Origin of the sequence: Streptomyces cathayae, assembly GCF_029760955.1 — a bacterium.
In the GTDB taxonomy this organism is placed as follows: Bacteria; Actinomycetota; Actinomycetes; order Streptomycetales; family Streptomycetaceae; genus Streptomyces; species Streptomyces cathayae.
In genome coordinates, this window is sequence record NZ_CP121682.1 from 1,866,042 (window position 1) to 1,879,576 (window position 13,535).

The 13,535-nt window shown below is 72.2% G+C and carries 12 protein-coding genes and 1 pseudogene; 5 read left to right on the plus strand and 8 right to left on the minus strand.

What is annotated here, in order from left to right:
• Positions 1 to 8 precede the first annotated feature (8 nt).
• A complete protein-coding gene (locus PYS65_RS08405; protein WP_279333168.1) occupies positions 9 to 2,024 on the minus strand; it encodes a serine/threonine-protein kinase in 2,016 nt (671 codons plus the stop codon).
• Positions 2,025 to 2,190: 166 nt separating this feature from the next.
• Here PYS65_RS08405 and PYS65_RS08410 point away from each other — a divergent pair.
• A pseudogene (locus PYS65_RS08410) lies at positions 2,191 to 2,676 on the plus strand (pyridoxamine 5'-phosphate oxidase family protein); the annotation flags it as partial.
• A gap of 540 nt (positions 2,677 to 3,216) precedes the next feature.
• On the opposite strand, the gene PYS65_RS08415 reads toward PYS65_RS08410, so the two are convergent.
• Together PYS65_RS08415 and PYS65_RS08420 are read right to left on the minus strand one after the other, a co-directional pair.
• Positions 3,217 to 4,098 carry a hypothetical protein gene (locus tag PYS65_RS08415; RefSeq protein WP_279333169.1) on the minus strand — a complete coding sequence of 294 codons (882 nt, stop codon included), beginning with the start codon at positions 4,096 to 4,098 and terminating at the stop codon, positions 3,217 to 3,219.
• Complete coding sequence (locus tag PYS65_RS08420) at positions 4,095 to 4,457, minus strand: hypothetical protein (RefSeq protein WP_279333170.1); 363 nt, start codon at positions 4,455 to 4,457, stop codon at positions 4,095 to 4,097. The genes PYS65_RS08415 and PYS65_RS08420 overlap by 4 nt, the downstream gene beginning before the upstream one ends.
• A gap of 81 nt (positions 4,458 to 4,538) precedes the next feature.
• Here PYS65_RS08420 and PYS65_RS08425 point away from each other — a divergent pair, with 81 nt between their 5' ends.
• The 3 genes from PYS65_RS08425 to PYS65_RS08435 all read left to right on the plus strand — a co-directional run bounded on the left by PYS65_RS08425 (position 4,539) and on the right by PYS65_RS08435 (position 9,210).
• Positions 4,539 to 5,489, plus strand: a complete 951-nt coding sequence (locus PYS65_RS08425; protein ID WP_279333171.1) for a hypothetical protein — start codon at positions 4,539 to 4,541, stop codon at positions 5,487 to 5,489.
• Positions 5,486 to 8,683, plus strand: coding sequence for a CHAT domain-containing protein (locus tag PYS65_RS08430; RefSeq protein WP_279333172.1), 3,198 nt, complete (start codon positions 5,486 to 5,488; stop codon positions 8,681 to 8,683). The genes PYS65_RS08425 and PYS65_RS08430 overlap by 4 nt, the downstream gene beginning before the upstream one ends.
• A gap of 254 nt (positions 8,684 to 8,937) precedes the next feature.
• A complete protein-coding gene (locus PYS65_RS08435; RefSeq protein WP_279333173.1) occupies positions 8,938 to 9,210 on the plus strand; it encodes a hypothetical protein in 273 nt (90 codons plus the stop codon).
• A gap of 202 nt (positions 9,211 to 9,412) precedes the next feature.
• Here the strand turns inward: PYS65_RS08435 and PYS65_RS08440 are convergent, their stop codons facing one another.
• The gene (locus PYS65_RS08440) at positions 9,413 to 9,808 is read right to left on the minus strand and encodes a DMT family transporter (protein ID WP_279333174.1); all 396 of its coding nucleotides are present in this window, start codon (positions 9,806 to 9,808) and stop codon (positions 9,413 to 9,415) included.
• Positions 9,809 to 10,123 carry a DMT family transporter gene (locus tag PYS65_RS08445; protein WP_279333175.1) on the minus strand — a complete coding sequence of 105 codons (315 nt, stop codon included), beginning with the start codon at positions 10,121 to 10,123 and terminating at the stop codon, positions 9,809 to 9,811.
• Between the two features lie 83 nt (positions 10,124 to 10,206).
• On the opposite strand from PYS65_RS08445, the gene PYS65_RS08450 reads away from it, so the two are divergent.
• The gene (locus tag PYS65_RS08450; RefSeq protein ID WP_279333176.1) at positions 10,207 to 10,818 is read left to right on the plus strand and encodes a TetR/AcrR family transcriptional regulator; all 612 of its coding nucleotides are present in this window, start codon (positions 10,207 to 10,209) and stop codon (positions 10,816 to 10,818) included.
• A gap of 99 nt (positions 10,819 to 10,917) precedes the next feature.
• On the opposite strand, the gene PYS65_RS08455 is transcribed toward PYS65_RS08450, so the two are convergent.
• From PYS65_RS08455 to PYS65_RS08465, 3 genes are read right to left on the minus strand one after another with little or no spacing between them, the layout of a single operon-like run.
• Complete coding sequence (locus PYS65_RS08455; RefSeq protein ID WP_279333177.1) at positions 10,918 to 11,607, minus strand: 3-oxoacid CoA-transferase subunit B; 690 nt, start codon at positions 11,605 to 11,607, stop codon at positions 10,918 to 10,920.
• Positions 11,604 to 12,275: a 3-oxoacid CoA-transferase subunit A gene (locus PYS65_RS08460; RefSeq protein ID WP_279333178.1), complete on the minus strand. Its 672-nt coding sequence runs from the start codon at positions 12,273 to 12,275 to the stop codon at positions 11,604 to 11,606. The genes PYS65_RS08455 and PYS65_RS08460 overlap by 4 nt, the downstream gene beginning before the upstream one ends.
• The gene (locus PYS65_RS08465) at positions 12,272 to 13,477 is read right to left on the minus strand and encodes a thiolase family protein (RefSeq protein ID WP_279333179.1); all 1,206 of its coding nucleotides are present in this window, start codon (positions 13,475 to 13,477) and stop codon (positions 12,272 to 12,274) included. Before PYS65_RS08465 ends, PYS65_RS08460 begins: the two co-directional genes overlap by 4 nt.
• Positions 13,478 to 13,535: the final 58 nt, after the last annotated feature.

Below are 13,535 nucleotides of genomic sequence, written 5' to 3' on the forward strand. Positions count from 1 at the left end.
GCCCCTCGTCAGTGGTTCTCGCACTCCGTCAGGTCCGGTCGGCCCGGCGGGTCCTTGTCGTCCATCAGGCCGGCCAGGTTCTTCACGTACATCTCCTCCCAGGTCTCGCCGGCCAGGATGGACCGGAGCGCCGAGCACACCTCGCGCTTGAGGAGCTCGTTCTCCGGCCGCATCGCCACGCCGTAGCCCTCCGCGCCCTGGATGTTCTCCAGCAGCCGCACCTTGCCCGGGTTCGCCTTCAGGTACCCGGCGAGAATGATGTCGTCCGAGGCCACCGCGTAGACGTCGGACTTCTCGTCCAGCAGCTTGTCCAGGCAGTCCTGGTAGGTGTTGGGCTGCGACTTCGCCATGGTGAAGCCCTGTGCGGGCAGCGTCTTCTCGTATGTCGAATCCCGCGCGGTGCACACCGCGACGCCGAGGTCCTTCAGATCGCTGGAGTCCTCGATCGTGTACCGGGTCGACTTGTCGCGGACCAAAAAGCTCCGGCTCGCCTCGTAGTACGGGCCCGCGAAGGCGACGCTGTATTCGCCGGGCGGGGCGCTCTTCCGCTCGTCCGTGATGCTGTACGACGCGATGATCAGGTCCACCTGTTTGGTCTTCAGCGCGGTGCTCCGGTAGTCGGTGGGCACCTCGGTGAACTGGGGCTCGGCGTAGCCCATGCTCTCGGCGATGGCGTAGGCCAGGTCGATGTCGTAACCCTCGTACGTCTTGGTCTTCTCGTCGTACAGGCTCAGTCCGGGTTGGTCGCCCTTGACACCGATCTTCAGGGTGGTGTGCGTGTCCTTCCACTGCTGCTGCGTGCCGCTCCCACCCGGGTCCCGCGCCTGCTCCGAACCGGCCCGGCCGCCGGACTTGTCGTCGTGGCGGCTGCCGTTCGAAACGATCCAGCCCGCGCCGGCCAGCAGCGCGACGCACACCGCCGCCGTCGCCGCCTTCCAGCCCGGGGGCCGGACGCGCTTCCAGTCCGGGAACCGGACGCGCTTCCCGTTCTCCAGCGGAGGAGCGGGGACGGACACGGCAGGCACGGGCGCCGACGCGGCCCGGGCGGCGTTCGGCAGGGCGGGGCCCTCGATCACCTCCCGGAGCATCGCCTCCGCCGCGGCCGCCTCCAGGCGCTGTAGCGGGTTCGTGATCAGCAGTCCTCGGATGACCGGGGAGAGAGGACCGGCGTACCGGAGAGACGGTTCGGGGAACTGCCTGATGTTCTCCTGAACCTCCCAGAACGCATTGCCGCCGAAGGGGACGTGGCCCTCGACCATCTCGTACAGCGTGACCCCCAGCGCCCACAGGTCCGATGCGGGCGTGGGGCCCGGGGACGCGGGCGCGAAGAGCTCGGGCGCCAGGTACGGGACCGTGCCGACGACGTTTCCGAGCCGGGTCACCCGGGGCGCGCCGTCGAACGTGGCGATGCCGAAGTCCACCAGGATCGCGAGCCCGTCGTCCCGGACGACGACGTTGCCCGGCTTCACGTCACGGTGGACGACCGATGCGCCGTGGACCGCCCGCAGGCCCTGGAGGATCTGGAGGCCGATGTCTGCCGCCCGGGGCACGGCAAGGACCCGTTCACTGCTCAAGAGGTCCGCCAGGGACCTCGCTTCGAGCAGCTTCATCACGATCCAGACCTGGTCGTCGGTCTCGAGCTGGTCGTGGACCGTCACCACGTTCCGGTGCTCGATCTTGGCGAGGGCCTCCGCCTCGCGCCGTGCCCGCCGCATCACCTCCGTCCGGGTGCCCGCGGTCATGGCGTTCCAGTCGAGCAGCCCCTTCACGGCGACGAAACGGCGCAGTCGCCGGTCGTAGGCCTTCCAGACCTCCCCCATCCCGCCTTTACCGATCGGCTCCAGCAGCTCGTAGCGGCCGTCGATCACGGTGTGGGAGGAGGGCTGATCGCCGTGCGGCGGCGTCCCCGGCCACTCCTGCGGCGCACCCGTGCCCGCGCGCTGGAGGCCGTCGTCCGCCCAACGGCCGCCGGAACGTCCGGCAGCCCCGTCGTCCGCTCCACCGGCTCTGTCTTCGCTGTGCATACGGACCCCCGTACTACATGAATCTCGCCACAGTAGACGGTTCGTCACGTTCAGTCATGCTGACTTGACATGCCGGTTCGCGCTCGGCCGCCAAGGGCGCGGACCGGGCAGGTGGCCGGGTGGGAGCCGTAGGGAACCCCGGGCGGGCCGGTGTGATCGACCTGCGGTCGCCAGCGTGGACGCCGAGGGCAACTGTGACGTCTCTCCGCTCGGCGGCCCCGCCGGGTTCGTCGCGGTCCTGGACGCACGGACGGTGGCGATACCGGACGCGACCGGCAACAAGCGTCTGGACACCCTGCAGAACGTCATCGCCACCGGGCGGGCCGGGCTGCTGTTCGTCGTCCCGGGGCGCACCACGACGCTCAGGGTGAACGGCCGGGCCTGCGTCTCCACCCGCCCGGAGCTGCTGTCGCGGCTGACCGCCGTGGGCAAGCCGCCGGCCAGTGCGCTGGTGCTGGGGATCGAGGAGGTCTACCCGCACTGCCCCAAGTCGCTCCTGCGCAGCGGGGCCTGGAAGCCGGAGCAGTGGCTGCCGGCGGACGCCCAGCCGACCTCGGCCGAGGTGACGCTGGCCCAGCTGCGGATGCCGGAGCTGACGATCGCCGACATCGAGCAGGCGGAGGCGGACTCGCTGAAGTACCGGTACGAGTGACGGGCCGACCGGCGAGTGCTGAACCACCAGCCCGGTGTTCCCCGGAGCCCCGCGTCGCGACGGCCGGGGCTCCAGGTCCAGCGGCCGTGGTACCTGCTCCCACCATGGCGGTGTCGCACGCCGAGTCCGGCCGGGGTCCGGTGCTGGTCGCGGCGCCGGCCGACGAGTGGGGCACCACGCCGCGCGTGAACGCCCCCGGGAAGACGGTGGGCTGTGCTGGGGCTTCCCTGACGTGACGGACGGGTGATCCACGCCGGGGCCGGCCGGAGTCCGGCGGCAGAACTCGGTCCTTGAGCAGTGTCGGCGCTGCTTCTGCGACTGGAGCGAGGGGGTCCTGTTCCCCGGGGCGGCGCGTCGGACCGTCCAGGATGAGGGCCGGGCCGACCGCGAACGCCGACTCGCGATCGTCTCCTCCGTGCCCGGAACCGGCCGGTTCGGGTACTACCGCTGCGGGCCAAGGACCCCGCCTCCTCGCACGGTCCCCTCCGCCTCACAACGGCACGAGGATTCCGGCGGCCGGGGGGTGGCGCTCGTGTCCTCTCACGACGACTTGCGGAACCGTTCCACCAGCCCCCGCCCGATGGGCGGCGTCAGCCGCTGGTCCGGGACCGGCACGCCGAGTGCCGCGGCGAGTTCGGGGCCGTGGACGTCCACCACCGCCTCGACCAGTTCGGCGAGCGTGTCGAATGCCGCCCGGGTCCGCCGCCAAGCCGTCACCCCGATCACCACGCCGACGGCCACGGCCGGCCACCACAACAGACCGAGCAGCGCGTACAGAACCCCCCATCCGGCCAGCAGCGTCGTGGCGGCCAGCCGCTCGCGGGCCGCTTGCACGGCCGTACGGGAGGAATCCGGGAGCACCAGCCACAGCCGGGGCCAGGAGACGGTGAGGTCGAGCCCGTACTCCTGCCAGATCCGGGCGTCGGCGGCCCGCAGCCGGTCGGCCATCCAGGTGGGGGCCGAGGGCCGCTGGAGTCCGATCCGGTTGCGGCGGGCCGTACGGGCGTCCAGCTCGGCGCCGGTGGTGCCCTCCCGGAGCCGGTCGGCGGCGTCCCAGGCGCGGGCCCGCCGGTCGGTCAGGGGGCGAGCGAGCCGTTCCGCCCAGTCGGGCCACGGCCCCGCCCACAACCGGTCCACCACCGCTCCGGCGGCCTGCGCCGCGAGGCCGGACGCACCCGCGGCGAGCAGGACGGCGGTCAGCAGGAGGGCTACGGACAGCCATGAGGACGCGGACGGCGTCGCGACCGCCCCGGTGATCGGCGCCACCGCGCGCCGCGCCGCCCGCCCGGCCTCGTCCAGCCGTGCCCCACCGAGCGCGGCGGCCGACAGCGCCGCGCCGAGATACAGCAGGCCGGGCAGGACCAGGAGTGCCACCAGCCGTTCGGCGAGCCGGCGGCCCAGTTCCGACAGGACGCCGTTCATCGCCCGTCCGGCACGAACCGCAGCGCCTCGCCGTACACGTGGCAGACGGGCAGTTCGTCCCCGGGGCGTCGCTCGTCGACCCGCAGACAGCTACGGCGCGGGCAGAGGTACGAACCTGTCACCACATGCGGGGCACTGCGCACCGGCGCCGTCGTGGCCCCTGCGTCCCGGCCGGCGAGGGGGCCGGTGTCTTCGTCCACCGCGATCCCGAGCTGCCGCAGCAGCGGAGCCACCGGCTCGCCCTCGCGCAGCGCGTGCTCGGCCCGGTCGAGCAACGCGAGCTGCCGGGGCGTGCGGCGCAGCGCCGCACGCAGTTCGGGCAACTCGGCGCAGAATCGCCCCAGTTCGTCCGCCACCATCAGTCGTGTCCCCGCCCACTCGCACCACGCTGTGTATCTGAAGCCTGTTCAGAAAGTAAGTACGATCGTACCCTTGGGCCCATGGCGCTCTTCCGGAAATCCAGGGACAGCCGGCCCTCCGCCCCGTCATGGTGTGCCTGGTTCGGTCCCGGAGAGTGGGCCGTCTTCCAGGAACTGGTCCGTGAGCGCCTCGTACCCGACTACGCCGGACAACAAGCCCTCTCCCGGAGCCTGCCGGGAGGTCCGGCCGTGGAGGTGGACCTCGCGCACCTGGCCGAAGCACTGCGGGACCAGCCGCGCGAGCGGTGGTCCACGGCGATGACGGAGTACGAGCTCTGGTGGCAGGACCGGGCGCGTGAGGCGGAGGCCCTGGCGGCGCTGCCCTTCGAGCGGGCCCGGGGTGCGCTGCTGCCCGCGGTGCGCCTCGTGCAGGAGTCCGACCGCCCGGACGAGATGACGCGCGCCCTCGGCGACCGTCTGCTCGCGGAGGTCCAGCTCATCGGCGAGCGCTCGGTCCTGACCGTCGGCACCGAGCAGACCCGTCACTGGGACGTGTCCCCCGCCGATGTGTGGTCGCTCGCGTTGGCCAACCTCCGGCGCCAGCCGTGCGAGGTACACGACATGGGTCCCGAGGGTTCCCCGGTCCTCGTGGTGCTCGGCAGTGGCGAGCACACGGCCGCGCATCTCCTGCGGCTGGACGAACTGGTCGCCCGCCCGGCGCCGTACGGCGTCCTGGTGGTGGCGCCGCGCACCGACACCCTGGCGTTCTGGGTCGTGACCGGCATGAACGTCGTCACGGCCGGCCCGGCCCTGCAGAAGTTCGGCGCCGGTCTCCGCGACCACGCCGAGCCGGAACAGCGGCTGAGCGACGAACTGTACTGGTGGTCCGACGGCCTGCTGGAGCACATCGTCCTACCGGACCTGGAGGCCGGCACGGCGCGCGGCCTGGGCACCCCGGGCCGGCCGCACACGATCCAGGCAACCCCGCGGTTCCTCGACATGCTCCACCGCCTGACCCCGCCCCAGCAGTGACGCGGGACAAGCGGGCGGCGTTGTCCGCCGTACGGAACCGCCTCGACGCCTTCCTGCGCACCGGCGACGACGAACTGCTGCTCAGCCCGGACGCCACCAGCGAGGGCACCCGTCTGGTCATCGTGGGGCTGGAGAACCGCTTCGGACGGCCCGATCCTGCCGCCTTCCTGGCGTTGGGCCTGCTGCGCTGGCACACCCACCTCGCGCTGCTGAGACGCGGCAGGGGCGAATGCGCTGATTCCGTCTACGAGAACGCGCTGTCCCTCCTCGCCGTCGCCCACCGGCACCGCATGAGGGACATCCCCGGGCCAGTGGCCGAGCTGTTCCGTCGTACGGCCGCGGTACGGCGTGACCCGCAGGGCGCCCTGCTCCTGGCCTCGCGGCGGCTGATGGCCATGGCATCGGCCTCGCTCTCCGACCGGGAGCAGGACGACCTGCCGGACGACCACCGGTCTCCGCCGGGCACCACGGGCCTCACCGTGGACGACCTGATCGACACTCTCCACCACGTACTGGCGGTCAGCACCGCCTACACCGACACCCACTGCGCTGCCGGCACCATCCTGAACACCGCGCTGCTCCTGCGCGGCCACCGCGCCGACCTCGACAGGGCCATCGGCAGACTGCGCCGGACCGTCTCGGACCCGAACACCCCGCCCGACAACCGCGTGGGGGTCCGCCGGATCCTGGGCGAGGCCCTGTACCTGCGCGGTAAGCGGACGGACGACCCGGACGAGCTGGACGAGGCCATCACCCTGCTGCGGGAGGGCGTCGACAGCGTGCCCGGCGACCACCCCAGCCTGCCCGCCCGCTGGGCCCTGCTCGCCGACGCCCGCTACGCCCGGCATCTGGCCGCTCCGGACGCGGGCACGCTGGGCGAGGCGATCACGGCCGTACGGACCGCGATCCGGGTCGGCCAAGCGCTGGGCCACCACCCCCGCGTCGGGCATCTGACCCGGCTGAGCAGCATGCTGAACCAGCGTCACCAGTCCGTGTCCGACGCCGATTCCCTGCACGAGTCCGTGGCGCACGCCCGCGAGGCCATGGCCCTGGCCGAGGGCGATCCGCTGCTGCTGTCCGACGCCCGGCCGGCCCTCGCCCACGCCCTGCTCGCCCGGCATCAGTACGAGGGCTGGCTGGGCGACGTCCTCGACGCGGTGGAACTCCTCCGCGAACAGGCCGCTGCCGCGGGCGCACCACCGCCCTCGCGCGAGAAGGACCCCCGACGGGACCTCGCCGTGGCACTCGTCATGGCGTACCGGGCGGATCTCGATCTGCACAGAGACCATCCGGGCGGTGCCGCGACCGTCGATCCGTCGTGGCTGCGGGAGGCGATCGGCCTGTTGCGGCAGGTGCTGGCGGAACAGGACACCGGTGACCGCGACACCGGTGACCGCGCCGAGACCCTGAACAACCTGGGCACCGCCCTCGCCACCTGGCACGAGCGGCCGGACACGCCCGACGTCCTCGACGAGGTCGTCGACGCCTACCGCCGTGCGGTGGCCGAACCGGACCTGCCCACCACGCGGATCGACTCGCTCCACAACCTTGCCCACGCGCTCGCCCAGCGCTTCCGCGAACGCGGGGACGCCGCCGCGCTGCGCGAGGCGATCGACGTGCTGCGCACCGCGACGTCGACGCCCGGCGCGACGAGCATGCAGCGCATCACGGGCTCGGCCCAGTGGGCGGAGTGGGCGGCCTCGACCGGGGACTGGCCGACGGCCGTGGACGGTTATCGCGCGGCCATCGGCCGACTGCCGGAGCTTGTCCCGGCCCATCTGCGCCGCGCCGACCAGGAACGGCTGCTGGCCGGGCGGTTCCGGCTGGCCGGCGACGCCGCGGCGGCCGCGCTGGAGGCGGGGCAGCCGGACACGGCACTGGAAATGCTGGAGCACGGACGTTCCCTACTGCTCTCCGCCACCCTCGACGCCGACCGCGAACTCACCGAACTCCATTCGGCGGCACCCGCATGGGCAGCCGAACTGACGGCGGTGCGGCAGGCACTGAGCGAGCCCGACCCCGATCCGGACCGCCGGCACGCGCTGGGACTGCGCATGGAGCGGACCCTGCGCGAGATCCGCCGTCGGCCCGGGTTCGAGGACTTCCTCGCCGTCCCACGGGCCGATCGGCTGCGGGCCCGCGCCGCGCGGCTGGGCCCCGTGGTCACCGTGAACGTGAGCCGGTACCGCTGCGACGCCCTGCTGCTGAAGGGCGGCAGCCTGCGCGTGGTGCCGCTGCCCGATCTGGAGCCCGGTGAACTCGACCGGCGGACCGCGGAGTTCGCCACGGCGGTGACCACTGCGGAGAATCCGCACGCCGGGCTGGTGCAACGCCTTGAGGCCCAGGCCACCGTGCGGGAGACGCTCGGCTGGCTCTGGGACGCGGTGGCGGAGCCCGTACTGCGGAACCTCGGGCACACCGGCCCGCCCCCGGACGGCGGGCCATGGCCGCGGGTGTGGTGGTCGCCGACGGGTGCGCTGAACGCCCTTCCCCTGCACGCGGCCGGGCACTGGGCGGACGAAGAGACGCGGTCCGGCGACACGGTGCTGGACCGGGTCGTCTCGTCGTACACCCCCACGATCCGCGCGCTGCCGACGGACCCCGACCACCGGATGAGCCGGGCGGACGGCCCGCCCTTGGTCGTGGCCGTACCCGACACCCCGGGACACATGCCGCTGCCCGCCGCCCTGGCCGAAGCCGTCGCGATCGGCTCCGCTCCGGGAGCGCGGCTCCTGCTGGGTCCACGGGCCACACGGGCCGCCGTGACCGAGGCACTGTCGTCCAGCCTCTGGGCGCACTTCGCGTGCCACGCGCACCACGATCCGACCAACCCGTCGGGTAGTCACCTGGTCCTGTACGACCAGCCGTTGATGGTCGCCGACCTGCACCGGCTGCGGGCCTCGCGCGCCGGCCTCGCCTATCTGTCGGCCTGCTCGACGGCCCGCAGCGCGGGCGAGTTCACCGGCGAGTCCCTGCATCTCGGCTCGGCGTTCCGGCTCGTCGGGTTCCGTGACGTGATCGCCACCCTGTGGCAGGTCCACGACCGAACGGCGGCGGACCTGGCACGCGCCTTCTACGCCGGATACAGGACCGGGGGCGCGGCCCTCGCCCTCCACCGGGCGGTCCGTGCGGTCCGCGACGCCGATCCGCTGCTCCCGACCCGTTGGGCGGCCCACATCCACACAGGGCCGTGAACAGCTTCCTTCTCCGGGCTCGCCGTCCCACGCCGCTGATCACTCGGTCCGCTGAGATCCACGGGACTACCGGTCACCGAACATCAAGGGCGTGGGCGGGGTCCGCTACGTGGCGGAGCGGACTTTCGCCCTGCTCCACCACTTCGAACGCCCCGCGCCGTCCGCCGGGAACGCGCACCGAACTCACCCACTTCGCTCGATGAGCATGTGCAGAGCACCGGACAGGGGATGTTCCCCACCTGGTTCCACGGGGAGTGGTCGCCGGTATCGATGGAGCCTTCGGCCCGGTCGCGCAACCACCTCTCCCCCGCGCCCCCGAAGTCCGTGAGGCCGGTGAGGCCGGTGAGGCCGGTGAGGCCGGTGAGGCCGGTGAGGCAGCGTGCGGCCTGCCGTTCACGGCCGACGTGGTCATCGGCGAGGAGCGGATGACCGCCGAGGAGTTCACCGGCGAGGTCGACTGCATGCTCCCCGAACCGCCGACCCCGCAGGGGGTCATCCCGGCACCGGACAGAAGGGCATCGGCCTGAGGTGCCGCGCCCCCGACCTGATGGCGCACCGCTGGGACCGGAGGGCTCGCAGTTGCCGACCGGAGCCCTGCGGCATCGTCCGTCCGGCGGGCCCCGAGCCCCCGTTCACGGTTTCCTTCGGTGCTGTGCCGCGACCTCCCCGAGCAACTGTGCCCGAGGCCGGCTCGGGCAGGGCGAGCGCTTCGAGGAGCCGGGACGGATCTCAAGGGGTCTGCTGCGGTGCTGCGGCGGTGTCGGGTCGGTCTTCCGGACTGCGGGGAGCCGGGCCGTTCCCGGGCGGGCCCGGCTTGGACAGTCTGAGTCCGGCGATGCATCCGATGATGCCGGCCAGGAACAGCACTTTGAGCACGCTCGCCTCCTCGGTGCCGGTGGCCATGGCCCAGGTGACGGTGAGTGCGGCGCCGGTGCCGGTCCACACGGCGTAGGCGACGCCGATGGGGATGTGCTTCGCGGCGCGCGACAAGCCGATCATGCTCAGGACCACCGCGATGAAGAACACCACGCTCGCGACGGGCTCGGACAAACCGTCGCTGGCGCCGAGCGCGGTGGCCCAGACGGCCTCCAGCACCGCACTGACGAAGAGGATCACCCAGGGCATTCAGCTCACCGCCTTCAGTCCGACGACGCAGCCGATCAGGCCGGCCAGCAGGGTCGCGCGAAGGGGGGTCAGCCTCTCCTGGCCCCGCGCGGCGGCGACCACGACGGTCAAGAGGGCACCGATGCCGACCCACACCGCGTAGGCGGTGCCGGTGGGCAGCGAGGTCATCGCGTAGGCCAGGCCCACCATGCTCAGCGTCATGGCGACGGCGAAGACGGCGGTCGGCGCGAGCCGCCGGAATCCCTGGGACATCCCCAGGGCCGTGGCCCAGACGGCCTCCAGCACAGCGGAGGCGATCAAGACGGTCCAGGCCATGTGCACGTTCCTCTCCACGCTTTCGTACGGCTGTACCAAAACGACGCTAGCACGTAGTCGTACAGTCGTGCGACGATGGTGTCATGCCTCGCGTGATCGACCCTGACGAACGCAACCGCCAGGTTGCGGAAGCGGCGTGGAGAGTTCTGGTGCGTGACGGCATCCCGGCGCTGTCGGTGCGCAAAGTCGCCGCCGAGGCGGGGTTGCCGCCGAGCTCGCTGCGCTACACCTTCCCGACCCAGGCCAGCCTGCGGATCAGGGCGTACGACATGGTGGTCGAACGCCTGGCCGACCGGGTCGCCGCCATCGCGCCGGGTGACGACTGGGCGCGGGCGGTACTGCTGGAACTGCTGCCCCTGGACGAGTCGCGGCGCCTGGAGATGGAGATCACCGTGGTCCTCGGCACGGCCGCGATGACGGACGACGACCTGCGCGCGACGCACCACAGGGTGCACCGGATCATCAGGGAGCTGTGCGAACGGGTGGTACGCGTACGGGGCGTGGCCCCGGAGGAGGTCCGGGTCGAGACGCAGCGTCTGCACGCACTGGTGGACGGGCTTGCTCTGCACATGATCCGACAGGGCGAGGACGAGAACGACGAGGACGACGAGGACACGGACTGGGCAGCCCGGGTGGTGGACACCCACCTGGCGAAGCTGGAACGAGCCCCGTCGCCTCAGGCGCTGCGACCGTAGCCCCGGTCGCCGGCCTCCGCCCGACCAGACACCGACGGCCTGCCCGCGGGTTCGCGGGCAGGCCGTCGGTGTCTGGTCGGGCGGGCCGTCGGCCCGGGCTCACGCCTCGGCGGGGAGCAGGGGGACGTCGAGGCGGTCGGCGAGTTCGTCCAGGGTGGTGCCGAAGGTCTGGGTGACCCTCAGGCCCTGGGGGGTGACGTCGAACACCGCCTGGTCCGTGTAGACGCGGTCGACGCAGCGCAGCCCGGTGAGCGGGTAGGTGCACTCGGGCACCAGTTTGGCGGCGCCGGTCTTCGTGAAGAGCGTCATCATCACGTAGACCTTCTTGGCGCCGATCGCCAGGTCCATGGCGCCGCCGACGGCGGGGATGGCGTCGGGTGCTCCCGTGTGCCAGTTGGCCAGGTCGCCGGTGGCCGAGACCTGGAACGCGCCCATGACGCAGATGTCCAGGTGGCCGCCGCGCATCATCGCGAACGAGTCGGCGTGGTGGAAGTAGGCGGCTCCCGGCAGTTCGGTCACCGGGATCTTGCCCGCGTTCGTCAGGTCGGGGTCGATCTCTCCCGCCTTCGCCGCGGGCCCCATGTTGAGCATGCCGTTCTCGGTGTGCAGGACCACCCCGGAGTCGGCGGGCAGGTGGTCGGCGACGAGGGTCGGCTGCCCGATGCCCAGGTTGACGAAGGCACCCTGGGGGATGTCGCGCGCCACGAGGGCGGCCATCTCGTTCTTGCTCAGCGGGCCCCGGTCGTTCAGCGGGACCCGGTCGTTCTTGGCTGGGCTGGTCGCGTTCATGCGGTGGCTGCCTCCTTGACCACGCGGTCGACGTAGATGCCGGGGGTCACGACGGTTTCGGGGTCGATCTCGCCGGTCTCGACGATCTCGCGGACCTGCGCGATCACCGTGGTCGCGGCGGTGGCCATGACCGGGCCGAAGTTGCGGGCGGTCTTGCGGTAGACGAGGTTGCCCATGCGGTCGGCGCGGTGGGCGCCGATCAGCGCGACGTCGCCCCTGATCGGGTACTCCAGCACGTAGGTGCGGCCGTCGATCTCGCGGGTCTCCTTGCCCTCCGTGAGGAGCGTGCCGACTCCGGTGGGGCAGAAGAAGGCGCCGATGCCGGCCCCGGCCGCCCTCATCCGTTCCGCGAGGTTGCCCTGGGGGACGACCTCCAGTTCGATCCGGCCCGCCCGGTAGAGCTCGTCGAACACCCAGGAGTCCGCCTGGCGCGGGAAGGAGCAGATCACCTTGCGGACCCGCCCCTTGGCCAGCAGCGCGGCCAGTCCGGTGTCGCCGTTGCCGGCGTTGTTGGACACGACGGTGAGGTCCTTGGCGCCCTGGCGTATGAGGGCGTCGATCAGGTCGACCGGCATGCCGGCCATGCCGAACCCTCCGACGAGCACGGTCGAGCCGTCCTCGATCCCGGCCACCGCCTCGTCCGCGTGGTCGCACAGTTGTGTTTTCATCGGTTGCCTCCCGAGACGTTCTCCAGGACCACGGCGAGCGCCTGGCCGACTCCGATACAGATGGCGGCGACGCCCCAGCGCTGTCCCGACTCCTTCAGCCGGTGGGCCAGGGTGCCCAGGAGTCTGCCTCCGGAGGCGCCCAGGGGGTGGCCGAGCGCGATCGCGCCGCCCTTGGCGTTGACGATCTCCGGGTCGACGCCCCAGGCGTCCACGCAGGCCAGCGACTGGACGGCGAAGGCCTCGTTGAGTTCGACGGCGGCGACGTCGGACCAGGTGATGCCGGCGCCCTTCAGCGCCCGGTTCGCCGCCTCCACGGGGGCGTACCCGAACAGCTGCGGGTCCAGCGCGGACACGCCCCGGCCGGCGATGCGGGCGAGCGGGTCGGTGCCGATGCGGGCGGCGGCCTCGCCCGAGCCGAGCAGGACCGCGGAGGCGCCGTCGCTCAGCGGGGAGGCGTTGCCCGCGGTGATGACGCCGTCGGTGCGGAAGACGGGCTTGAGCCCGGCGAGCTTCTCGGCGCTCGAGCCGGGGCGGATCCCCTCGTCCCGGGTGACGGTGGTGCCCTTGCGGTCCGTGACGACGGGCACCACCAGGTCGTCGTAGAAGCCCGCGTTCCAGGCGTCGTCGGCGAGGTTGTGGGAGCGGGCGGCGAACTCGTCCTGCCGTTCGCGGGCGATGGTGAAGCGGTCGCCCAGCTGCTCGTTCGCCTCGCCCAGGGAGACGGTCCACTCCTTCGGCATGCGCTGGTTGACCAGCCGCCAGCCGAGCGTGGTGGACACGGCCGTCACGTCCCCGGCGGGGAACGCGCGCGAGGGCTTGGGCAGGACCCAGGGCGCCCTGGTCATCGACTCGACGCCGCCGGTGAGCACGATGTCCGCGTCGCCGGTCTCGATGGCGCGGGAGGCGATGATGGCGGCGTCCAGGGAGGAGCCGCACAGCCGGTTGACGGTCGTGGCGGGGACCGAGGTGGGCAGTCCCGCGAGCAGGACGGCCATCCTGCCGACGTTGCGGTTGTCCTCGCCGGCGCCGTTGGCGTTGCCCCAGACGACGTCGCCGATCTCGGCCGGGTCGAGTGCGGGGGTCTTGGCCAGGGCCCCGGTGACAGCCACCGCGGCAAGGTCGTCGGGCCGGACCTCGGCAAGGGCTCCCGAGAATTTACCGAAAGGTGTTCTCGCTGCTGCGTAAAGGTAACTGTCGCTCACGCCCCCACAGTACGAGGACCCCTTTCATCATGTCCAAGACCTAGTCTGCATGGATTCA